Origin of the sequence: Sphingorhabdus lacus (genome assembly GCF_009768975.1) — a bacterium.
GTDB lineage: Bacteria > Pseudomonadota > Alphaproteobacteria > Sphingomonadales > Sphingomonadaceae > Sphingorhabdus_B > Sphingorhabdus_B lacus.
Map to the genome: position 1 here is coordinate 2593644 of NZ_CP035733.1, position 23540 is coordinate 2617183.

Annotated in this window: 18 protein-coding genes; 6 read left to right on the forward strand and 12 right to left on the reverse strand. The window is 50.1% G+C overall.

What is annotated here, in order from left to right; genetic code table 11:
* Complete coding sequence (locus EUU25_RS12245) at positions 1-1233, forward strand: glycosyltransferase family 4 protein (protein ID WP_158901364.1); 1233 nt, start codon at positions 1-3, stop codon at positions 1231-1233.
* A 25-nt stretch (positions 1234-1258) separates the two neighbouring features.
* Here the strand turns inward: EUU25_RS12245 and EUU25_RS12250 are convergent, their stop codons facing one another.
* The 3 genes from EUU25_RS12250 to EUU25_RS12260 are packed head-to-tail and all read right to left on the reverse strand — an operon-like array spanning position 1259 to position 3767.
* The gene (locus tag EUU25_RS12250) at positions 1259-2020 is read right to left on the reverse strand and encodes an AglZ/HisF2 family acetamidino modification protein (RefSeq protein ID WP_158901366.1); all 762 of its coding nucleotides are present in this window, start codon (positions 2018-2020) and stop codon (positions 1259-1261) included.
* A gap of 2 nt (positions 2021-2022) precedes the next feature.
* The gene (gene hisH / locus EUU25_RS12255) at positions 2023-2637 is read right to left on the reverse strand and encodes an imidazole glycerol phosphate synthase subunit HisH (RefSeq protein WP_158901368.1); all 615 of its coding nucleotides are present in this window, start codon (positions 2635-2637) and stop codon (positions 2023-2025) included.
* On the reverse strand, positions 2634-3767 hold the full coding sequence (locus EUU25_RS12260; RefSeq protein WP_158901370.1) for an N-acetyl sugar amidotransferase: 1134 nt from the start codon (positions 3765-3767) through the stop codon (positions 2634-2636). The genes hisH and EUU25_RS12260 overlap by 4 nt, the downstream gene beginning before the upstream one ends.
* Positions 3768-3968: 201 nt before the next feature.
* Between EUU25_RS12260 and EUU25_RS12265 the strand changes: the two genes are divergently transcribed.
* Positions 3969-5111, forward strand: coding sequence for a hypothetical protein (locus EUU25_RS12265; protein ID WP_158901372.1), 1143 nt, complete (start codon positions 3969-3971; stop codon positions 5109-5111).
* Here EUU25_RS12265 and EUU25_RS12270 read toward each other — a convergent pair.
* The 3 genes from EUU25_RS12270 to EUU25_RS12280 form a co-directional block, all read right to left on the reverse strand.
* Positions 5082-6386 (reverse strand): hypothetical protein, encoded by a 1305-nt coding sequence (locus EUU25_RS12270; protein ID WP_158901374.1) that lies wholly within the window; start codon positions 6384-6386, stop codon positions 5082-5084. The genes EUU25_RS12265 and EUU25_RS12270 overlap by 30 nt on opposite strands.
* Positions 6383-7156 (reverse strand): class I SAM-dependent methyltransferase, encoded by a 774-nt coding sequence (locus EUU25_RS12275; RefSeq protein WP_222848792.1) that lies wholly within the window; start codon positions 7154-7156, stop codon positions 6383-6385. The genes EUU25_RS12270 and EUU25_RS12275 overlap by 4 nt, the downstream gene beginning before the upstream one ends.
* A gap of 230 nt (positions 7157-7386) precedes the next feature.
* Positions 7387-9618 (reverse strand): GumC family protein, encoded by a 2232-nt coding sequence (locus tag EUU25_RS12280; RefSeq protein WP_158901378.1) that lies wholly within the window; start codon positions 9616-9618, stop codon positions 7387-7389.
* A gap of 372 nt (positions 9619-9990) precedes the next feature.
* On the opposite strand from EUU25_RS12280, the gene wecB reads away from it, so the two are divergent.
* On the forward strand, positions 9991-11154 hold the full coding sequence (wecB, locus tag EUU25_RS12285) for a non-hydrolyzing UDP-N-acetylglucosamine 2-epimerase (RefSeq protein ID WP_343032363.1): 1164 nt from the start codon (positions 9991-9993) through the stop codon (positions 11152-11154).
* Here wecB and EUU25_RS12290 read toward each other — a convergent pair.
* Together EUU25_RS12290 and EUU25_RS12295 are read right to left on the reverse strand one after the other, a co-directional pair.
* The gene (locus EUU25_RS12290; RefSeq protein WP_158901380.1) at positions 11129-12538 is read right to left on the reverse strand and encodes an O-antigen ligase family protein; all 1410 of its coding nucleotides are present in this window, start codon (positions 12536-12538) and stop codon (positions 11129-11131) included. The genes wecB and EUU25_RS12290 overlap by 26 nt on opposite strands.
* 136 nt (positions 12539-12674) lie before the next feature.
* Positions 12675-13625, reverse strand: coding sequence for an MraY family glycosyltransferase (locus EUU25_RS12295; protein ID WP_158901382.1), 951 nt, complete (start codon positions 13623-13625; stop codon positions 12675-12677).
* A 273-nt stretch (positions 13626-13898) separates the two neighbouring features.
* On the opposite strand from EUU25_RS12295, the gene EUU25_RS12300 reads away from it, so the two are divergent.
* Positions 13899-14144 carry a hypothetical protein gene (locus EUU25_RS12300; protein ID WP_158901384.1) on the forward strand — a complete coding sequence of 82 codons (246 nt, stop codon included), beginning with the start codon at positions 13899-13901 and terminating at the stop codon, positions 14142-14144.
* A 77-nt stretch (positions 14145-14221) separates the two neighbouring features.
* Here EUU25_RS12300 and EUU25_RS12305 read toward each other — a convergent pair whose 3' ends face one another.
* On the reverse strand, positions 14222-15037 hold the full coding sequence (locus EUU25_RS12305; RefSeq protein WP_158901386.1) for a hypothetical protein: 816 nt from the start codon (positions 15035-15037) through the stop codon (positions 14222-14224).
* 219 nt (positions 15038-15256) lie between these two features.
* Here EUU25_RS12305 and EUU25_RS12310 point away from each other — a divergent pair, with 219 nt between their 5' ends.
* A complete protein-coding gene (locus tag EUU25_RS12310; RefSeq protein WP_158901388.1) occupies positions 15257-16624 on the forward strand; it encodes a cytochrome P450 in 1368 nt (455 codons plus the stop codon).
* Positions 16625-16681: 57 nt separating this feature from the next.
* Positions 16682-17452, forward strand: a complete 771-nt coding sequence (locus EUU25_RS12315; RefSeq protein WP_158901389.1) for a hypothetical protein — start codon at positions 16682-16684, stop codon at positions 17450-17452.
* A gap of 31 nt (positions 17453-17483) precedes the next feature.
* On the opposite strand, the gene EUU25_RS12320 is transcribed toward EUU25_RS12315, so the two are convergent.
* The 3 genes from EUU25_RS12320 to ppc form a co-directional block, all read right to left on the reverse strand.
* Entirely contained in the window at positions 17484-18740 is a 1257-nt protein-coding gene (locus EUU25_RS12320; protein WP_158901391.1) for an O-antigen ligase family protein, read from the reverse strand.
* 129 nt (positions 18741-18869) lie between these two features.
* Positions 18870-20696: a DUF885 domain-containing protein gene (locus EUU25_RS12325; protein ID WP_158901393.1), complete on the reverse strand. Its 1827-nt coding sequence runs from the start codon at positions 20694-20696 to the stop codon at positions 18870-18872.
* 126 nt (positions 20697-20822) lie between these two features.
* Positions 20823-23510 (reverse strand): phosphoenolpyruvate carboxylase, encoded by a 2688-nt coding sequence (gene ppc, locus EUU25_RS12330; protein WP_158901395.1) that lies wholly within the window; start codon positions 23508-23510, stop codon positions 20823-20825.
* Positions 23511-23540 lie beyond the last annotated feature (30 nt).

The window sequence follows — 23540 nt, forward strand, 5'->3', positions numbered from 1 at the left end:
ATGCACATTTTGTTTCTAACCGACAATTTCCCACCTGAGATGAACGCGCCTGCCAGCAGAACATTTGAACATTGCCGCGAATGGGTAACCGCAGGTCATAAAGTTACCGTAATTACTTGCGCGCCTAACTTTCCAAAGGGAAAATTGTTTTCGGGCTACCGCAACCGCATTTGGCAAAGTGAAGAAATAGCGGGAATTCATACCATCAGAGTATGGAGCTTCATTTCAGCAAATGAAGGTTTTGCTCTGCGCATTGCAGATTATTTAAGTTTCATGTTTTCGGCTATCATTGCGGCGTTTTTTGTCCGCCGTTTTGATGTCGTCATTGGTACATCTCCGCAGTTCTTCACGGTAGTCGCCGCATGGATAACGGCCTTGATAAGGCGCAAGCCTTGGGTCTTCGAGTTACGTGATATCTGGCCCGAATCTATTAGAGCTGTCGGAGCAATGAAAAGTTCGAAAATATTGGATCTCTTCGAAAAGCTCGAATTGTTTCTGTATCGAAAAGCTGATCACATCGTAGTAGTCACTGAATCATTCCGCAAAACCCTGACCCAGCGCGGTATTGATACTGCAAAGATCTCGGTCGTGACTAACGGTGCTGACCTTTCCCTTTATGAGCCGGTTGCCAAGGATCAATCCATTTTGCAGGCACTGAACCTGCAAGACAAATTTGTTGTCGGCTATATAGGCACACACGGAATGGCACATGCGCTCGAGACGGTACTCGAAGCTGCTAGCATTGCATCGAAGTCTCCAGCCGGGAAACAAATTGTGTTCCTGTTGCTCGGTGATGGCGCGCGTAAAAGGCATCTAGTTGAACAAGCAAGATTGATGCAGTTGCAGAATGTTATCTTCCTTGACTCGGTCGCTAAGGATGAAGTCGCGAAATATTGGTCTATCCTAGATGCTGCCGTCATACATTTACGAAATGTGCATCTTTTCGAAACAGTTATTCCGTCAAAAATGTTTGAAGCGATGGCAATGGGAATACCGATCCTGCTAGGTCTCCGTGGGGAGGCGGCCGATATTATTCGCATTTCAGGAGCAGGTATTTGCTTTGAACCGGAGAATGCCCAATCTTTGGCACAAGCTACTCTCAATTTGGTGGCCCGCCCCGATAACGTTTCCAATATCAGTGAGGCTGGAAGAAGAAGCGCAAAACTGTTCGATAGAAAAGTTTTAGCTGACCGAATGCTAACAATATTGCAAACGAAGATTTATCAGAAATGACAGATAGTAACGTGATAGAAACCAATCAACTTTGAAGGAACTTCCGTTCTTCGTTATTTGGGTAGCTAATTAGCACAGCGCGGTACTGACCCTTGAATACAAAAAAACTGCCGGCCGCTAAGCCTATCGTACCAAGCAAATCTGCCGCTTCGTGAAAATGGTTTAGTGTACCTGCTCCTCCCAAAATCGTCAGAGGGACACTGATAGAGTCTCGCAAGCGTTTACATAAATCCAGATCGTAACCTGTGATGGTTCCATCACGGTCAATCGAGTTAACTATGATCTCGCCTGCGCCCGCATTTTCCATCGCGGAAGCCAATGACACCGGGTCTTTTTTGCTATCCCGGGTGCCATTATGTGTCCAAACTCTGTATCCTCCAAAACTACGCTTTTTTACATCAAGCACTACCGAAACGCTTTGAGATCCAACCTGAGCTGCGATCTCAGCTACCGTTTCAGGCCTGGCAACAGCATGGGAACTAAGCGCTACCTTCTCCACACCTAGCTCCATAATTCGCTGAGCCTGATCAGCATTAGATACCCCACCACCGTAGCTAAGCGGCATCCGACATTCGCGCGCCAAATTGTCTATCATTTCGTAATCTGGCGCGCTACTATTGACCGTAGCATCGAGGTCGATGACCATTAACTCGTCAACTTCTTTCTCATTGAAAATCCTGACGGCATTAATCGGATCACCGACATACCGGTCATTTGCGAATTTGGTAGTTTTCACCAAACCACCGTCTCGCAAAAGCAGAACCGGAATCAACCGCGACCTAAGCATTCCTAAAATTTTTCCGCAAAATTTTGCAACAGCTTGATGCCGTTACTGTGGCTCTTCTCGGGGTGAAATTGCACACCCATAATGTGCTCTTGGGCCACCGCGCAGGTAAATGGCTGGGTATAATGTGCGGCTGCGATGCTGTTGCTCTGTGCATGACAGTCAAAATAGTAGGAGTGTAGAAAATAAAAACCAAGCGCTTCATCAAGGCCATCTAGCAAGGGATGCGCGCTAAAATTATCAATTTGATTCCAACCCATATGCGGCAAAATTTGAGGTGTGTTTAGAGAAAATTGTAGTTTCCTGACTGTACCATTGATCCAGCCAAGGCCGCTCTCCTTGCCTTCCTCGCTACTGTTTGCGAGAATTTGCATTCCGACACAAACACCAAGAACTGGCTTCTTTTTTCCGATCACTTCCTCAATCAATACCTCTTTCAGCCCCGACGAAGCCAATTTTTGCATGGCATGGTCAAATGCACCTACTCCAGGTAATATTATCCTGTCCGCATTTCGCAGTTGTGATCCTTCTGTTGCGATTACACATTTAGTATTTAATTGCTCATAAATGTTCAAAAAGGCCCTGACGTTCCCTAGGCCATAACCTAATATGGCAATCATCGCTTAACCGCCTTTTCCACACCGGCCATTTGCAGGACACGAGCACCCAAATCGAACAGCCAGCGCTGATTTGCATAATCATTGTAGAACTTTTTGGGCATCAAAAAGTAATTCCGAAGCTCATCACTACCAATATCCAATTTGCGGGCGATGAAATCAAATTCCTGCTGGATTGTTTCTGGATCGTATGCGGGTTCTAACAACTCCTTTAAAGCGTCGTCACGCTTCATCTGACCGGTCAATATCAAACTGGAAAATTGAACACGTCTAGTATCAAATCCAAAACGCTCTGGCAGCCAGTATGATTCAAAAAATTTGGTGAATCGTGATTCAAAATGCTTCTGTGGATAGGGTCGCCACCCGTACAGTTCGCTAAGCTCAGTTTTGGCTTTTTCTTTAGTATAGGGCATCCAGTCCAATGGCTTCACTACTTTTAAGCCGCGAATATAGCGCAAATAAATCTTGTGATTCATTATATTACTGAAGGGGTATGTTTTCATAGGCACTGTGCCGTAATGCTTCAGGATATCCCGTATTTGCAACATATCCGTGCCGTGGTATAGCCATTTCAACGGATTGCGAACACATTCCGTAGATATATTTCCACCGTTCAAAATGTACTTTATACCATGCTTATTGGCAAAGTTGTAGAGTGTCGCAACAAAAGCATGGTCCTGCGGAACATCCAAATGAGGTACGCCCGACTTAAAAAACGCAAGTTGAAAGTCACGCATTTCGTGCCAGTTTATTACCTCTGTATATAAATCGAGTCCAAGCTTTTCGACCAGTACTTGAATGTTATTAACTGCAATATCTGTATTCCATCCTCCGTCCACATGGAACACTAGTGGCCTTAGATTAAATTGAGTCACTGCCAGATGGAGCATATAAGAACTATCCAAACCGCCACTCATTCCAAGAATGCAGTCGAATTCTTTGCCCTTTCCGGAATCGCGGATATCCGCCACTAAACTTACCAGCTTGCGATGTCCTTCATCATCGGGGTGCCATTTAGGCTTCACATAAAGCTCAAACCCGCGGCAATGATCGCAAACGCCATGCTCATCAAATTCAATATCAGTGTCACTGGTGTCCATCACACAGTTTACACAGATCTGGTAATTCCTCATAAATGGTACACTCGAATGGGACGGGATTTGGCTAAGTTCGTCTAGCGGTCGGCTCTAATATGGATCGCAGCGCATTACCAGAAACTATTCTCCACTTTCAACAATCTTAGATGCACAAAAGCCGAAGTCAGGAGCGTTTGACTATTGTAACAAGACGTCTATCCAGCGAGAATGAATTTACGACACAAATCTTGGCTCGAAATGTCGGGATACGATTTTCGACTGTTCCTGCTGCTTGTTCTCATGGTGCTGGCGATTGCAGTAAGACACCCTGCAATGATTGCAGGTTATGTGTTGATGTCATTTTACTTAGCCTATGAGAATCATCGTTCATTTTCTGAAACAACAGGCTATGATCGCTTCTTCGCACTGCTGGTCGTTGCGTCATGCACTCTAATGCTGCCGCTTGCTCTGTATCGAAATCCAAATTCGGCCTTCCACTACATTACAGTCATAGCCGGATTGCTCAGTGCGGTTGCAATCGTTTCGCGCCCACATGAATATTTGAAATGCCTTGGCTGGCTTTTAGTTGCCTCACAGGCATCAGTATTAGTATTTTTGTTCTTTCGAGGATTCGATGATTTTCCGCTAGATACCATGCTGGAAAGCTCAAGTAGTAATGGCATTACTTCCTCCATTATATGTATTCAGGTTTGCTATTCGGTAGCTTGTATCTGTTTGTACAGAAGGACAACATTGGTCACGACGGCCATTACGCTGTTTATCTCCGTTGTAGGGTTTGGACGAGGATCAATTGTAGCGTCTGGAATATTAGTAATTCTAAATTCAAGCTATATTATTTTCTCACAAACGAACAAGGCAATAAAAGCAATATACTCCGCAGCTATATTCATTTTATTGATATATGCAGTTATAAATATTGGTGCAATAATAGATTATTTAAACCAAAATACGAAAATTGGTTCGGGTCTATTTGATGTAGAACGTTATATCATAAATAAAGATTACTCAGAAAGACTTTCAGGTATAAATGTAATTATTGGAGTTGACTATAAAAATACCGTGATCGAAAGATTTTATAACGGCAACCCGCACAACTCATTTATACGGGCGCACAATATATTTGGTATATTTTATGTTTCTGCGATTGCCCTGGCAACTATCTGTGCTTTTTTTCAACCTGTATCAAGGATAGTTAGAGCCTACTCAGCTGCGCTAATTGGGATACTACTAATCCGCGGCTACACGGAGCCCATTTTGTTTCCGACGCCATTTGACACAATTTATATCGCTAGCCTTTTAATTATACGAAACAGATCACAAGGCACCTCCTTGGCTAGCACGAGTAGGACGTCAGCAACTCTCGCTCGACGACGTCTGTGATTTGGGTTGCCGACGGACTAGCTCAGCAAGGTCAGCGATGGGATCGCCCAATTTGGAAATGTCAAACTCCGGAGCTGCCGTGCTCGAATTTATCGCGGCTCGCACCTCTTTGAGTACCTCATCATTGGAAGCAGAGTCCGTGTCGACCAAGATTGTGGGATAACTGAGCAGCGGTTCGTAATAGGGCGGGCATACAGTAAGCCTAGCTGTATCCCATATAACAATCGGCTTGCCCATGATAATGGCACAATAAAGCATGGACGATGATGTGCCGCATGCAAGTTTGGCATTGATTAACCCTGTCAAATCAGGAGAGTAGTCGGGAATTACATTTGCCATTTCGCATATACGAGCTGTGAAATCGGCAGGCTCACCCGGGTGGGGGCGATAAACGAGGCCGCTGAGCCCTGCATCTATGAATATACCATTTAGATTCCGGACGATTTCCGCATAGATATCCGTATTTGTGGGGGTGAAATAATCGGGATAAGGGCTCGATATAAAATACGCGCAATCTTCCACGCCTTCAGTAGTTCTAGTGGACTGCTTTCTCCGATGCTGGCGTATCAAGCGCGTTGTGTCTAATGTGCCCGATCGAACGATATTCGCGCCTGACAACATTTCTCCGTAGCTCTTCCGATAATAATCCGAAATGCTGGGATCGTATAAAATCAGATTGTCAATTATCGGGCCGTAGTAACGCCTTACAGTTTCGTTGGGATGCCACTGCCAATAATAGTATCGAGCAATCAAATCGAATGCTGCCTTTAAAGTGATCAGCGGCTGCAGTTTCCGAAGACCCTGCCTTACCATTTGGGCGTGAAATTTGCAGAAGAACCGAAGGTAGTAACGTACTCTTGGCAACATTCTGAAAGGCTTGGCTAGTTTATTTGATAAGCTCGAATTCTGATTACTCTCAAAAGGCTTGTCACTTAGAAGGAAAATGCCGTGTGGTATAAAATATGTGGGAATTGAATTGTGCTTAGCAAAAAAAAGCGCTGTTCTTGCTTCAATATGATGTAGCGATAAGACTAGAATAGAATCTGGTTCCACCGCCTTAAAGAGCGTATCAAAGCAATAATCGAACTCTGAGAAATCATGTACCCACGTGGGCAATTCGAACTTACGTTTGAATTCCTGGTACTCTTTTGCTGGCTGCCCTGTCTGAAGCGACGACGTGTGAACAAAAATCACATTTATGCCAGGTTCGTCGTGAAGCTCTTTAATATAAGTGAACCCCGGTAGCCATACGTCGAATACGAGAACTGTTTTCACTCACCCATCCCATTGCCCGGCTTACGCAAAACGATAAAGACTTCACTACCGCCACCAACAGCCGCCTGAATTCGGCGGAATGGGCCCGAAATAAACGAGAATAAGAGGATCAGTTTGTTCATGCTGCCTGACGTGGCACCTAGATTGGCATATTTTCCAGCAGTCATACTTTCATTCTCACCTTTAATCCTTCTAAATAGTTTGGAAAACAAACGTAGCCAACCTGAAACATTCTCGAACGTGAAATCATGCACATGTATCCAACCCGATTTTTCACCCAGTAATTTCAATGATCTTTTTGAAAACACATGAAGGTGAGCAGTGTCAAAATTTGCAGATAACAAGGGAAGCAATCGCTGCTGCCAAGAAGCGGAGTTGGGAGTAGCAAGTACGAGGTGCCCTCCTGGACGAGTGACTTTAAACGCCTGCTCGAGATGCGCTAATGGTGATGTAACGTGTTCAATAATATGAAAAGAGAATACGAGATTATACTGTGATTTAAAGTTAAGTCGCTCGAACTCTCCTTCGATCACGTCAAAACCTTTGTCACGAAGTTCCTTAGTCAAAACTACCGACTGCTCACAAGCGGTGCAGGAATAACCTTCACTTCGCAACCATGCTAGAAATGAACCACGCCCCGGGCCAATTTCGATCACACGATCGTTCTCTTTCAAATATGCGGCTGCCAAGTTAATCCGATACTTCATCTTTTCGTCCAAAACACTGCTCGGTTCTAGAAAGGGATCAAGATCGGGGTTTTCGTAATACATAGCCTGACTTGCTACGTAATCAGCATCGACCGAAGTATATTCAGGCCTTTTTTCACAGTAAAAGCAACTATCGCAACAATCATAAACTAAATTCTGTTGCACACAGTACTTCAAGATTTCTGTTGAGGAACAGATTTTACAAGTTCTTTTAGTCACAAAATTCTCTTACACGATGCATGTTAATATTGCTAATCTTAGCTTGCTTGTCATCGACAGAGGGGCATCCCCGGTCAATCTTCCTCCGGATCAACCTTTCCATAACCATAACCATAACCATAACCGTAGCCATAGCCAGCTTGTCTCATCTTTAGTTTGGTAAGTATGGCCCCGAAAATATGACTATGTGTTGCCTGGATACGCGCGAGCGATGAGCGGATGCCTCGAACGGCGACGCCTTCGGCTTCAATCACGAATATTGTCCCTTCGACAAACCGAGACATTAAAGGTGCGTCTGCTAACCCTAAAATCGGCGGGGCATCGATTACGATATGATCGAAGTTGGTCAATAGAGTACCGACTAACAAAGACATACGATCACTACTCAGTAACTCAGCGGCGCTCGGAGGTGTGGGACCTGCCGGCATTAGCGCCAAACCTTTCGATTCGGATCTAATTATTAGGCTGGACCAATCATTATCGCCCGACAGATAATTACTAAGCCCCTGCTCATTGGCCATGTTTAAAAAGCCATGGAGGGACGGGGACCGCATATCGCCATCAATGAGAAGAACCGACTTACCCGTACGACCCAGCATTGTGGCTAGTGCAAAGCTGCTGGTGCTTTTACCTTCTGCAGGTCGGGTGCTGGTGAGCATCATTGACCGCGGCATGCCATGATCGGTGGAAAAAGCCAGATTTGACCGAATCGACAGATAGGCTTCCGAAACGTCGGACTTTACATCGGCTAACAACTCGAGAACACTTTGGTTTTCTACCTGGGGGACACTGCCAAGTAATGGAATTTGAAGCGTTCGATTTACTTGAGATGGCTCTCGAAGCCCTTCGTCAATCTGTTCAAACGCAACCGTTGCGGCGCCTGCCAGCACAATGCCGAAAAAAAGCGCCAGAAGCATATTGGTCAACAAGCTAGGTGCAGATGGCTTCTCCGTCATCATTGCTCGATCAACGATGGAAATATTGTTAGTACCTACACCAGCGACCCCGATCTCTTTGTATCGCTGTAGCAGAGCGTCATACAATTGACGGTTTGTATCGGCTTCGCGTTGGTAGATATTATACTGGATGCTATCGCTTTGTTGCCGATTTGCGCGAGACCTCAATTCGTCAACCTTTGCTCGCAAACGATTTTCGCGATCGAGTGCAGATTCGTATTCACTTCCGCGTATCTGAGCGCTACGGCCCGATTCAAGCGATCTCACCCGGGCTTCTTCGCGAACTATGCTTGCATCAAGAGTGCGTAATTGTTGTGCCAAGGCTTTCACGGTAGGATAGTCTGGTTCAAACTGAACCAATAAGCGTGCGTGATCAGATTCCACTTCGGCTCGGCGCTGCCTTAGCTCAAGCACTGCAGACGAGAGCAATGGATCATTACCAGATACTTTATCAGAACGCGCCCTAATGCGTGCTTCAGCCGCAATGCGATCAGCGGTAGCTTCAGCAAGCGCTGAGTTCAACGCCTCCAAGTCAGTCGTTATCAAAGTTCTGTCAGACTGTGAGCCTCCGTTTGCGCTGCTGCTGCTTAGCTTTACAATTCCCTTTTGCGAAGCATAGGCAACCAAATCACGCTCCGACTGCTCCAATCTAGCCCGAAGATCCGCCAAGCGACCTTCCAAAAAGGTTCTCGCGTCACTCGTTGCTGCGAACCTCCGGTCCATACTGGCAGCAATAAATTGCTCAACCCAAGCATTTGCCACCTGTTCAGATAGTGCAGTGGAACCACTGGTGTAACTGACGTCCACCAAGCTCGATTTGAGGATTGGACCAATAGAAATATGATTACGAACAGTTTTGACAGCCAGATTGAAGCGTTTGTCACGCGCCTGTTTGGTCATAGGGCGCTGCCCAGAACTGCCGAAGAAGATTCCATCAGGCTCGGAAACATTATGATGATCGAAAAAATCTTCGCGGCTATCCAGTCGCAATTGTCGAACGACACGCTCCGCCAACGACCGTGCGTTGAGCAGTTCATACTGCGTTTGGTAGAATTCTAAATCTGAAGTGCTATCGGCCGATTCCACAGCCTCCACGTTGGTGATGCGTTTTTCCGTCCGGCTAATCTCCACTCGAGCGGTAGAAGTGTATTGTGGCTGCATCAGTAATGTGGCGATAACACCAAGGACGAGAGATGCTGCAACGATAGAAATGATTAGCCACTTCCATCTCAGCACAATGTGCCAGTACTGAATTAGCAGGGGGGGCAATAAATCTTGGTTGCCGCTTTCAACGTCAAATTCAGAACCGATGGTTGAACCTGCCGCATGGGCTTGTCTTGATTGAAGCATTTGTAAATCTCAATAATGTTAGCAAAGAGCGAATGTCTATTTCGGAAAGTCGACAATCGACCCTCACCCACTCCACACTTTTTGGTTGCAGCCCTGCTAGACAAAGCAGCGGTAGACTTCCAGCGATTTTCACCATTGCGCACCACATCTCATCCGAGAAACTGCAGTTTTCGGTTAAAACTTATATGAACTGCAGATCAAATTTTTAATAGTCTGGTTTGAGATTTAGATTGCTCACCATATTCCAGAAAGCGTAAGTGACGTTTCTCCGTCAAAATATATGCTAGAAAATTATTCTAGGAAAATCTAAATAACTAAAAAATAACAAAAAACTGAACGCGTGTTATAAAACTCAAGCGAAAAGGATTCTTTTTGGACACATCTTCCGCGGTTGAAATCGACAAGGGCAGATTTCGCATACTCTCAGTCTTCGGGACAAGACCTGAAGCAATTAAAATGGCACCATTGGTGAGAAAGCTGGCAGAAGATGGCACGTTTGATGCACGAATATGCGTCACAGGTCAGCATCGGCAGATGCTCGATCAGGTCCTCGATCTTTTCGAAGTGCGACCTGAATTCGACTTGGACATTATGCGACCCGGTCAGACGCTTAACGACATCACGACGGGCGTTCTGACCGGATTAGAGCCCATTCTGAAATCTTTCGCGCCACAGCTTGTTTTGGTACATGGCGATACGACAACCACCTTCGTTGCTTCCCTTGCAGCCTATTATCAGCAGATACCTGTGGGTCATGTCGAGGCTGGATTACGTACCGGCGATATTTACTCGCCTTGGCCGGAAGAGATTAACCGAAAGCTGACGGGAGCGGTTGCTAATCTGCATTTTGCACCAACATGTCAATCAAGAGACAATTTGCTAGCCGAGAATGTAGATGAGAAATGTATCTATGTGACAGGCAACACTGTGATTGATGCACTCCTGATGATTACCTCCAAAATAATCGGTAATCCTAAAATTTCGGACAAATGCTCTCGTGAGTTTAATCTGCGCCCTGATCGTAAAACAATATTGGTCACGGGGCATAGGCGTGAAAGTTTCGGTCAGGGATTCCAGCGAATTTGCGACGCTCTAAGCCAACTGGCAATGCGAGACGATTTGCAGATCGTGTACCCTTTACATCTCAACCCAATGGTCAAAGGTCCGATTGAAGAACGATTAGGCGGGTTCTCCAACGTGCATTTAATATCACCTCAGGACTATTTGCCATTTGTTTATCTGATGAACTGCGCGGATATCATCCTTACCGACTCTGGCGGCATTCAAGAAGAAGCTCCTTCGCTTGGCAAACCAGTACTCGTTATGCGAGAAACGACAGAGCGACCTGAAGCAGTTGACGCGGGGACCGTAATGCTGGTCGGAACCGATACAGCAAAAATTGTGAATGCGGTTAATAGGTTACTGGATGATGGCGATGCCTACCTGCAAATGAGTTTCGCTCATAACCCATATGGCGATGGCAAAGCTTCACAGAGAATATTGGAGGCCATCAAACGCTGGGCGGAGGGCCACTAGGTGTTGCATTTGTATTGCGTATGCCGTCTAGCCATAGATATGCGATTATACCTACCGCGTTAAAAATAGGTGTGCGCATCGGATAATCGAAAAAACTAGCGATTGCCGCCGAAAAAAGAATGATCATACCTAGCCTGGCGAAAATTGCGTCTCTAGATGACCTTGGCGAGTGGCGCATAGCCGCATATGATAGCCGAAGCACCCAAAAAATCATACATGTAGCCAACACAATACCACTGACCCCGAGCGTCAGGAAAACATCAAGCCAGTCGTTATGTGCTTGATTGACATAGCTCGACGTCAAGCCAGAATCTTCTTCATACAATTGATACATGCGCGCGAAACTGCCCGAGCCTGAACCAATAGGGAAACCATTCCACGCGATGTGGAGTGCGTGTTCCCAAATAGCCCATCGGGTATCCTCCCCGTTGTTGCCTGTAAATATTCGCTTTATAGCCTCTGCACGGGATGCAAATACCGTGACGACGACGAGTAGCCCCACTGCGCCCAAAGCGGCTGTAAGACGTAAGACAGCTCCTCTGATTGACTTACCTTTAACTGCGACTTCGCCCGGGATTCTCAACTTATAAAACAATGGGAAGCTTGCGAGGCAGACAAACCCCAGTAACAATCCCGTTCGCGATCCTGTAATCAGCAGCAGCGGGATCGTGATTGATCCTGCGGCTATCGCGAAGTTCAAACGCCAGCGCCTAGGCTTTGTCCCTCCATTTGCTCCATAGGCAAAAACCATTAGCATCGGAAACAACGCACTTAGCAACAATGCCTGATGGTTTCGATTTGCGAAAAGGCCAACTGCGGCCCCTTCGTTGGTCAAGCGATAAAGGTGAAAAGGGCTGCCATAGCCAGCGACTGCCTGAAAAATCGCAAATATGCTGCTTAACAACGCCAGACCGATCAGGAGATATAACAGCAGAAAACGCTCTTCCCGATCCAATTGAACCGCAAGCGCAAGAACGGTGACAGGTACAAAAAATGAAAAAATTGTATTGCTTGTCATTTCAGGCGCAGCAGAAAATGGGATCCATTCGCCATAGCTCGCCAGTTCCAGAACGTTCGCTGGAATATGTGCTTTAGAATATAGAATCACCAAGCCGTTTGGAAACGGTATGCTGTGTAAAATAATGATGGCCGACAACGCAGCCAAAAAACTGAAAATCGCCTTGTTAGATTTGACGTGCTCTGCCGTCAGAGTGAACACTGCTACGGCACACAACAGCACGGCAATCGGACGCAAAACGACGAGAGATTGCACATCCGGCCTGGCGCTACCGCCTGTGAAGAAAACGAGTAGCAGAAACGCACTTAAAATCCAAAACTGCGGTCTCACATTTTGCCAACGCGATGTTTTCAACTTCGAAACCATCTGATAATCCTGTCAAAAGTTGAATATGATCAAATTATGCCTGAAAAAGGATCGTACAACGTTCAAGCTATAATTCCACTTAAGTTAACTGCTGCACCCTTTTAAATGATTAGGTGTAGTTCGTGATTGCAAATGCTCAAGCCCAAGAAAAAAGCAGACAAGCCGGACCGAGTGCCACAAGCCAGTAAAATATCAAGCCCTTAGGCCACCCGAGTTTATCCTGTAAATGATGGTGCAAATGATCCCGATCGGCATGCATCGGCGACCTGCCTTCGCGAAGTCGCTTGTAGCTAAGTCGGAAAGAGTCAAAAACGGGGACGGCGAATAGTGCCACCAACTCATCCGCTGAGACAGCGCGTAGCGTTTGAACGCCAGGCGAATTATAAATCATGATTGATAGCAGAGCTAAAGCGCAAGCTATTGCGTAGGCGCCGCCGTCCCCCAAAAAGAGGCGTCCTTTCATATTGAAAACCAGCAATATTGTTAAACAACATGCCACTAACCCAATAAGCGGTAGTAATGGATCCTCAGCTCTCATAGAGAGAATACCAAGCCATCCTAGCGCCAAGCCCAGAACCAATCCGTTCTTTCCGTCGGCCATATTAACCGCATTGATGAGACCAACGCAGCAAATCACAGTAAATATGATAGCAAGCCACCATGTACCCAATCCTAATGAAAATTTAGGTGTCACGAAGTCGAGTACACGGACATTGAACGTTGGATCTACTGCGGCGGCCACAGCAAAAACCAAAAACGATATGAGAAGTCGCAATCGCGGAGACAAAGAGTGACGGTCATCAGCTAGGCCAACGACCGCCATTACGGCAACACATACGATCCAAATGAAGAAGGAACTATACCACCGCTCCGGTACATTAATTAGTGTGTAAATTGTGACAATCGGTAATAATGCGAACAATATAACGATACCGCCCATCAATGGCGTGGGGGATTTGTGCTGTTTCCGGCCGACTGGAATATCGACGAGGTTCAGTTGCGCACTCAGGGTTTTCGACTTGAAACATAGGTAAAAAGTGACCAATGCGCATACGCCCATTAGCGCAAAGTAATCGGCATATTTCATAAATACGGTGACTGTCTATTCCGAAGCGTCCATGCCCATGCGAGGGTCGCTTATTCCGTTTGAGTTGAAAGGTCTACTTTTTTATCGAACTTGTGTTTAGCTGCTTTAGGGGCGGGCAAACATCCTCCTCCGCCCTGAATTGGTCATGGTAAACTTCTCTTTTGCTATCTTATCTCAGCTTAAATTAACCCGTCCCCACCATTCTTCCCTAACCGCGCATGGTCGCGTTTCATTGCCCATCACGCGAAATGGTACAAAGATATCGGAGGAAATATGTCGCCAGATGCAGCGCTCGTCGTTTTTACATCTCTTGGATTCGCATCGATTTTTCTGGCGTTAGTTATCGGGATCACCGGCCATGAACCGGCCGATCTAGTAACTGGCATCGCCAATATGACGCCGTCGGCACGGCGACAGGCCCAGTTTGAACAGCTGGATTATATGACGCGCGTGGCGGACGAGGCTATTGAAGCGCGCCGGCTGGGCAAGCGCGCGCCTTTCACTCAGGACAGTTTCTGAAAACTATTTCGCGCATGACAACTCTCTGGTCCCGCGCGTTTTGCGGCCGTGCCATTGCCCCCGGCACGGCCGCTTTTTTATTGATCCCGCACGTTTTCGCCTTGCGTCCGGTTAGGTCGCGGGGCGGGTGGGCGTTGCGGCTGATCACGTTGCGGTGATGGCGCTGCCCGTGGCGCGGGCGGCGCGGCTTGTGGCGCAGGTTGTGGCGCTACCTGGTTAGGATTGCCGCGATAGGCTCGTCCCGCACGTTCCCCGCCGGAGGCACCGTTACGGAAACCATCTCCCCGATCCCGGCCGCGGCCCGGGCGTTGAACGACTTCGGGATTGGGTGTGGGGATCGCGTTTACGCCCGTGCCATCACCACCCGACCATTGCTGGTTACGGCCGTTTCGACGCTCGCCGCGGCCGCGCCGATTATCATCATCGTCGCGCACCCGCCCGCCATGCCGTTCAGGCCAGCCTACTGCGCCGGGTGTGGCATTGCCGGTGTACCCCCGGCCACGTCCCTGATATCGTCCACCGTCGTGATGACGACCCCGGTTTTCGCGGTACCAATTGTGGCGCTTTTCACCCCAATAACGACGGTGATGGTCACGCATCGGGTAACGGCGCCCAACATTGTCGAACAGGTAAAATCCATATCCCGGATACCAGTAGCTGTCATACCAGCCGCCACCATAGCCGATGTTGTAAAAGCCATGGCCATAGTCGCATTGATAGTAGCTATCATAGCCGCCATAGGGATCACATTCATAGGCGTCGTCATAATAGCCGTCGCTGGCATAGCCGAGACCGACATCATAGACACAACCGGACAGGCCAAGGCTGGCCACAGTCAAAAGCGAGAATTTAAGTAAAGCTCCCCTGCCGATGAGCTGAATATTGTTCTTCATGATATGCACCCCTGTTTTGAAAGCTGCCCAAACATGCTTGGATCGAATCGTTGTTGCAGCTTTGCCCTGTGATCCTATTTATGGACCGGCGGTTGAATTGCAGGTGAATATCTTGGTCGGCTGGCGTTCATGATGTACCAGTTCGGGAATTGCCGCTTGCACCCTACTGACATCGGTGGCAGTAAGATTTAATCGCACGATTAACAAAGGATTGTCTATATGGCCCTGGCCCATAGCGAAGCAGCCAACCCGCATTGGGTGCCCCGCACGAAAATTGGCGACTTGTCCCATATTCCCGGTGAAAACGGATTGCCGATTGTCGGTACAACCTTTCGCGTGCTCCGCGACCCGCCGGGCTATGGCGCGCATATGGTGAAAACCTATGGCAAGGTGTTCCGCACTAATGCATTCGGTAATCCGACGATTTCGATGGTCGGGGCAGAAGCCAATGAACTAATGCTGTTTGACCGCGACAAGCTCTTTTCGTCCGAACAAGGGTGGGGACCAGTCCTGAACCTGCTGTTCCCGCGCGGACTTATGCTCATGGATTTTGACCATCACCGGATGGATCGTCGCGCGCTCGGCATCGCGTTCAAGCCTGAACCTATGCGCGCTTACACGCAGGATATGAACCGCATTTTCGCAGAGCAGTTGAAAAACTGGCGCGGGGAGATGCAATTCTATCCGGCGATCAAACAACTGACACTGGATGTCGCGGCCAGCAGCTTTCTGGGTATTCCGCTCGGTCCCGAAGCAGACAAGATCAACACCGCCTTTGTCGACATGGTACAGGCGTCGGTAGCACCCATTCGGGCGCCCATTCCTTTCACGTCCATGGGCAAAGGCGTTGCGGGGCGCAAATATCTGATCGACTATTTCGGACCCCAAATTGCCGAACGTCGCCGCAACGAAAACCGGCAGGATATGTTCAGCCAGTTCTGTCGCTCACGGCGCGAGGATGGCGAATATATGTCCGACGGCGAATTGATCGACCACATGAACTTCTTGATGATGGCTGCGCACGACACTATTACCTCATCGGTTACATCGATGATGTGGTATTTGGCAAAGTATCCTGAATGGCAGGAAAAGCTGCGACAGGAATGCCTGTCCATCGCGCCTGCTGGAAGCGATATCTCTTTTGCCGATCTCGATAAGTTCGAACTGACCGAATATGCATTTAAAGAAGCGTTGCGGATGATTTCGCCCGTCCCGTCGATCCCGCGACGCGCGCTACGTGATTTCGAATTTATGGGCTACCATATTCCTAAGGGCACCGCGGTCAGCATCAGCCCATCCTTTGTCCATATGATGGAAGAATATTGGCAACAGCCGGAAGTGTTCGACCCCATGCGCTTCACGCCCGACAAGGTTAAGGCGCGGCACAAATATGCGTGGGTACCCTTTGGCGGAGGCGCTCACATGTGCCTTGGCCTGCACTTTGCCTATATGCAGATGAAATTGTTCATGCATCATTTGCTCACCAATGTGCGTGTCGAAATCGCCGATGGTTATGCGCCCGAATGGCAGCCATGGCCGATCCCGAAGCCGAAGGATGGATTGAAGGTGAATTTCCGGCCTTTGTAATCCGGGAAATCCGGCATTGCACGACGCGCCCGATCCCGTAATGGTCGCGCGCGTCGCATGGCTTTTTCAAAACATCCTCATCTAGACCGCTCGGAGCTTCGGCGGCGCGGTTTTGGTATCGCGATTGCGCTGCTTCTCGAAGCATTGTTCATATTCGCGATCCTCAGCCTCAGCATGCGATCGGCAGGACCTGCTGCTGGTAGCAAAAGTATCAGCACATTTTCCCTCAACGCAGAGTCAGCTTCCAAAGCGGCGGAAAAGAGCGACACTCGAACACCGGTCGCAAATGTGCAACAGCGCACCTTTGTCCCCCCTATCCCCAAACCGCTTCTACCTCCGGTAAATCCGGTGAAAACACCACCGCCCAATCCTGACTTCATCAAGGTCAGCAAAGCGGATTTTGAAGCTATGGATCTGTCGAAGTTACCTGGCGGTGGCAGCGCGGGCTCAGGAAACAGTGCAGGCGCCGGGCAAGGATCGAAAGGGATGATGGGACCAGGCCTTGGCCCCGGTGGAGCGCAACTCTATCCCGTGGCCTGGCTACGCGAACCCTATGATGCCGAGCTGGCCCCTTATCTGGCTGCCGTTAAACGCATCCCTCCCGGCGCATCCGCGGACATTGCCTGCCGCATGGCCGAACGCAACCGGGTCGAAAACTGTCAGATTATCGCTGAAAATCCCCGAGGAACCGGGCTAGCCAAAGCATTACGCCTCGCAGCATGGCAATTCCTCGTCAAGCCGCCACGGATCGACAACAAGCCTCAGCTAGGTGTGTGGGTCCGGATTCACTTCGACTTTGGTACCAAGGTGACCGATGCAGTCGAGTAGTTGATTGTCAAAGCTTTTTATTCAGAATGGGTCACTTGTCAGCGGGTCGACTGACGAATCCGCAAGCGACTGCCGTGATCGCAAGAAAGATCGACAAAGGATAAAATAGCGCCCCGTCAATCATACCGACTGCGGCAATGGTACACAGGCTAGTTATCGATGCGTAGGCAGCTGCGTCTTTGTGTTGGCGGCCATGTCGCAGGCACGTAAGGAACAGAAGAAAAAGTAAAAGCCCCCCAGCCCCACCTCCAATTGCGCCCCAATCGTAAAAATACTGCAGCATAAACTGATGGGGATGATTGAAGTCAAATCCATATATTCCCCGCATGTTTTTATTGAAACTTCCCGAGCCATGGCCAACCCATGGTGCCTTTGAAATTTCGGAGATCGTGCTTTTCCAAACGAAACTGCGCCCGGAACCAATGTCCTCCTGCTCAAGACTTGAAACCATTCTCACCAAACCGAATTCAGGACCGGGAGCCGGTATCGCAAGTGAAATTGCCAATCCCGCTACAAAGCTCAAACCTGCAATTCCCACCCGGAATTTTGATAACGATCCGCCGAGAAAAACCGTTCCCAAAGCAGAAGCTGAAACTAGGCCGACTAATGCGCCTCGGCTTCCAGACCATGCAATAAACGTTACGAGAATTGTGACGGTAACGCTGAATCCAGCGAGTTTCGTTTGCCCGAACAATACAAAAGATAAAGGAGCCACTGAAGCTATCGCCACAAAATAGCCAATCTGGCGGATATTCGTCCCGGTAGGTAAACGGAGATCCCATGGAAAAGCCTCTTTATCCGGTACCAACAAGGAGAAAATTGCTAAAAGAACAACATAAAAGCAGCCGCCTATTGCTATTACCGAAAGAGACCAAGACCTTCTATTGTCATTAAAGTGAGTATTCCGGGCTAGATGGATAGCAGCAGCTAGAAAGATCCCGTGCAAAACATATTGAAATGTCGCAAATGCAGAGAGAGACATCGTGCCGTTCGATAAGAAAAGCGGCAGAAAAGCAAACAAAGCCCAAATTGCCAACAACAGCTTTGGAATGCCCCCTACGCTGCGCAACATAAGGGGAAGATCAAATTTTGAGCGAACGGCTAGATAGATAATGAACAATTCACACAGCGCCACCGGTAGTGACAGATATCGCACAGCGAATGCCCGCGGCGTTTGCAAGCCATCGCTGTCCCACGTCGCCAGAACGAAGATAGACGGCAGCGCCGCCATCAGGACGATCGCAACTTGCCAAGCATCAAGCTTTCTTATGGTAGTTGCTGCATCCACTTAGCATTCCCCCGAGGAACATCGAGCTTTCAATCACCCCAATATTGGAGCCATTTGAAGCCTTTATGCAACTCTAAGGGGGAAAAGCATAAACTATGGTTAACAAACGGACAATTTTCTCTAAGACCGCTATCTCCGCGACGCTATCCAAGCATCAACCTGTTCCTCCAGCACATCCAGCGGAACCGGTCCGGATTTCAGTACCGTATCGTGGAAACCGCGCACATCGAATTTTGACCCAAGTGGCTTTTGCGCCTTGTCGCGCAATTCGCTGATCTTCAGGCGGCCAACCATATAGGCGGTCGCCTGGCCAGGGTAGATGATGTAGCGTTCAATGGCTTTAACGATGCCGCCGGGAGCATCCGCGCTATTGTCTTCGACATATTTGATTGCCTGTTCGCGAGTCCAGCGTTTGTGATGCAGTCCGCTGTCGACAACCAGCCGGATCGCGCGGTGCAGTTCAAGCTGCAGGCGGCCGAAATCACGTGCTGGATCTGTGTAGAGTCCCATATCCTTGGCGAGCTTCTCGGAATAAAGGCCCCACCCTTCCGAATAGGCCGTCACGCCGCCAAATTTGCGGAAAGCGGGAACGTCTTTCAACTCGGTCTGGATCGCCAGTTGCAAATGATGGCCTGGGATACCTTCATGGTAGAATAGGGCCTCAACCTCAGTCAGCGGCATATCAGCCATTTTGTACAAATTGGCATAATAGGTGCCAGGGCGTGATCCGTCGGGGGCGGGGCGTTGATAAAAGGCTTTGCCGGCCGACTTTTCGCGGAATTCCTCGACCCTTTTGACCACCAGTGGAGCCTTGGGCAATGTTCCGAACCATTTGGGAAGAAGCGGTGTGATCGCATCCTGCGCCTTTTGTGTTTCCGCCAGATAAAGCGCGCGGCCTTCGTCGGTTTCCGGCGCGTAGAATTTCGGCGTCTCCCGCATATATTTGAAGAATGCCTGCAGATCCCCCTTCACACCCATCTTCTTTTGCACCGCGCCCATTTCACGATGAATCCGGGCAACCTGCGCCAGGCCCAGTTCGTGGATCTGGTCGGGAGTCATATTGGTGGTAGTATAGTTGGACAGCCGCTCGGCATAGTAGCCGGCACCATCGGGAAAGCGCCAGACACCGTCGTCCGTTCCCGCGACCTTTTCTTGCGCTGCCATTTCGGCAATCAGGGCTTCATAGGCTGGCTTGACCGCATCGTTGAGCGCCTGTGCCGCCTGCTCGACCAGAAGGTCCTTCTCGACTGCGCTAATGCCAAGTTTGGCGACCTTGGCTTTGAAATCAGCGTAGAGCGGCGCATCGGGACCTTCACCGAACGGCGCGCCGGTGATGACATTCCGTGCGTCGCTGATGACATAGGGGTAGACCCATTTGGGTGGCATGATGCCCTTGGCGGCGCGTGCCTTTGAAGAGGCGATGGCCTGATTCAAGCCGGGGCCTATGCCATAGAGGCGATTGATATAGGCCCGTGCATCCGATTTGCTATCGATCCGGTGTATGTTGATCAGAAAGGCCGGGATCTGGCTTTGCGCGCCGTTCATCTGGTCGAAGACATAGCCATAGTCATTATATTTGAACGCGGCGTTGGTGCGCGCGGCGCGCTTTTCGAACAAGCGGTAGGATAACCGGTTTTCCGGGCTAAGCTTCGCAGGATCAAAACGTGCGCGCATTTCCTTGAGTGCCGCCTGTTCTGCAGCATGGGCGCGTGCTTCGGCTTCGTCCGAACCATCGTCCCAGCGGCCATAATCGCTGTCCTTGATACCGCGGTACGACTTGGCGAGTGGCGATGTTGCCAATTGCTGTGCGTCATATTCCTCAAAGAACGCCATGATGGCGGCGTTCTGGTCTTGCTGATCCGCGGCTGCAGGGGCCACATCTTGTGCAAGTGCGGGGGTGCTGACACCGCTCAGCGCGAGGGCGAGCGTTGATAAGGCATAGGGTGCAAGGCGCATGGGATTCTCTCCGGTCAAATGATATGCCGGATGGTGTAACAGTCCTTTGCCGGAGGTGAAGGCTCTATTTCACGCCTTGTCGAACGGGCACCTGCTTTTGTCGATTGGTCGGGGCCGGTTCCGTGCCTAGCCGCTGTTGCGCAGCGCCGTTGCAATAGCGTTGATTGTCAGCTGGATGCCTTCCCCGATCCGCTCATCCGCTTCGCCCGCGCGGTAACGCTTCATGAGTTCAATCTGCAGAAGGTTGAGCGGCTCAATATAGGGCAAGCGCAAGCGTATCGAATTGTTCAGGGCAGGATGCGCTTCCAATAGATGCGCCTGTCCGGTGGCATCCAGCAAGCTGTCGCGTGCATCGTGCCAACCATCCGTGATGCGGCCGAACAACCGTTGCGAGAGCGCCTGATCCTCCACCAACCCGGCATAATGCGCCGCAATGCCCATATCCGATTTCGCGAGCACCATTTCCATATTGGCCAGGATCGTCTGGAAATAGGACCATTCCCCCGCCATCGCCTTCAACAATCCCTTATCGCCGAAATCGGCCAGGGCCTGCCCCGTGCCATACCAGCCCGGCAACATCACGCGTGCCTGCGCCCAACTGAACACCCAGGGGATCGCCCGTAAATCTTCTATCGCATCCGACGCTGTGCGGCTGGAGGGGCGCGAACCAATTTTCAGCGTCGCAATTTCCCCAATCGGGGTCATCTGGCGAAAGAAAGGACGAAAGCCCTCAGTTTCGTAAACCAATCCCCGATAATGGGTGAAGGCACGGGCCGACAACTCCGCCATGGCCGCCTTGAATCGGACAACATCCGCCTTGTCGATGGGGTCACTGGAAAGCGTCGCAAGCATCGTCGCCGAGGCCATGGTTTCCAGTGATGTCACGGCATTGTCGACCGTACCATATTTCGCGGCGATGACTTCGCCCTGCTCGGTGATGCGGATACGGCCTTGCACCGTGCCCTGCGGCTGCGCGAGGATGGCGCCGAAGGCTGATCCGCCTCCCCGGCCAACCGCACCGCCGCGGCCGTGGAAAAGCTGCATGGCGACGCCTGCTTCGGCAAAAACCGGGGCTAATGCGCTCGACGCTTCATATAATTCCCAGGTCGAGGTCAGGTAACCGCCGTCCTTGTTGGAATCGGAATAGCCGATCATCACTTCCTGATGTCCGCGCGCCTTTGCAAGCGCGCGCATAGGGGAAAGTGCAAAAAATGCTTTCATCGTAGCGGGTGCCGCCTGAAGGTCGGCAATGGTTTCAAACAGCGGCACCGACATGATGGTGGCGCTCGGCGTGCCATCTTCGCCGATCTGATAAAGTCCCGCCTGTTTCAGCAGAACATAAACCTCCAGCATGTCCGACACGCTTTCGGTCTTGCTGATGTTATAGGTAGTAATGGCCTGCCGTCCGAAATCCGTTTGTGCCTTTGCCGCTGCGCGGATGATCGCAAGTTCCTTGGCGGTCTCTTCGCTATATGCGGTCCAGGCGCCGGCGAGAGGACGGTTATGGGACAATTCCTCAAGCAGCAGGTCCACCCTGGCTTGCTCATCAAGCGCCGCATAGTCGTCGACGACGCCTGCTTTGCGCAAGAGCTCCGCTATAACCCGCTCATGCACGTCGCTGTTCTGACGCAGGTCGAGTGTTGCCAAATGGAAACCGAAAATCTCGACCGCCCGGATAAGACGCCCCAACGCCCCCCCGCTCGACAAGGCGCCGTCTCCATCTTTTGCCAGTCCCGCGGCCACCGTGACCAGGTCGGCACGCAACTCGTCTGGTCCGGCATAGGGTTCACCCGTCAAAGCCGACGGACGAGGCGGCGAATCGCCAATCAGTGCGACATGGGTGGCGGCCAGTCGGGCATAGATGCCCGACAGGGCCCGGCGATAAGGTTCATCGGCCCGGCTCGGCGCGAGGTCACCGCTTTTGTCGGCGAGCGCGAGAACCGATTCGGGCGTTTCGCTCATGCCGCTGGAAATGGATATCTCGGCACCCAGCTTGTGAATGCTTTCCAGATAATGGCGGATCGCGGTTCCGCCATCGCGCGTCACAGCATAACGCAGGGTTTCCGCATTGACGAAGGGGTTCCCATCGCGGTCGCCACCTATCCAGGTGCCGAGACGGACAAATCCCGGAGGTCGTGCGCCCAACGCCTTTTCCCAGCGCATATAGAGCTTGGGCAGCGCCGTTAAAAACACCTCTTGCATATAGGCACGGGCATTTTCGATTTCGTCGGTCACAAACAGCTTTTCACGGCGCAAGGGGCGCGTCTGCCACAGCAGGGCAATCTGCCGGTAAATGGCCGAATCAATGTCGTCGCCATCCGCCGTGCTGCTTTGTCCTTCATCGCGCATCGCCATTAATGCGGCGATCCGGTTCTTGTGGTCGATGATGCTCTTGCGCCGCACTTCGGTCGGGTGTGCCGTCAGAACCGGGACAATCAGACTATTGGACAGCATGGCGAGCAAGGCGTCGGGGCTGATCCCCTCATTCTTCAACCGCGCAAAGGCTTCCTCTACGGTCGCCCCTTCCTCATGCGCAAGACCCTGGCGATCTTCCGCCAGATTGGCGAGCAAGGAAAACAGCATGAAGCCCCGGACAAAGTTTAGCGTGTCGTCCAGATTGAGCGCGCCCAGACCCCGGTCGCTTTCCCCGGCCCCCTCGATCCCGCGAAAACGGTCGACGCTGGTGGAGCGGATATATTCGGTCTGACGGAACAGTTTTTCGCCCCCATAGGCGCGGATAACGTCGCCCAACATCTTTCCCAAAAGGCGGACATCGGGATTCTGCGAGATGGAGTAATTGTTCTGGCCGGTCATGATGCGTATTTGTGCACTGCAACAGACGCG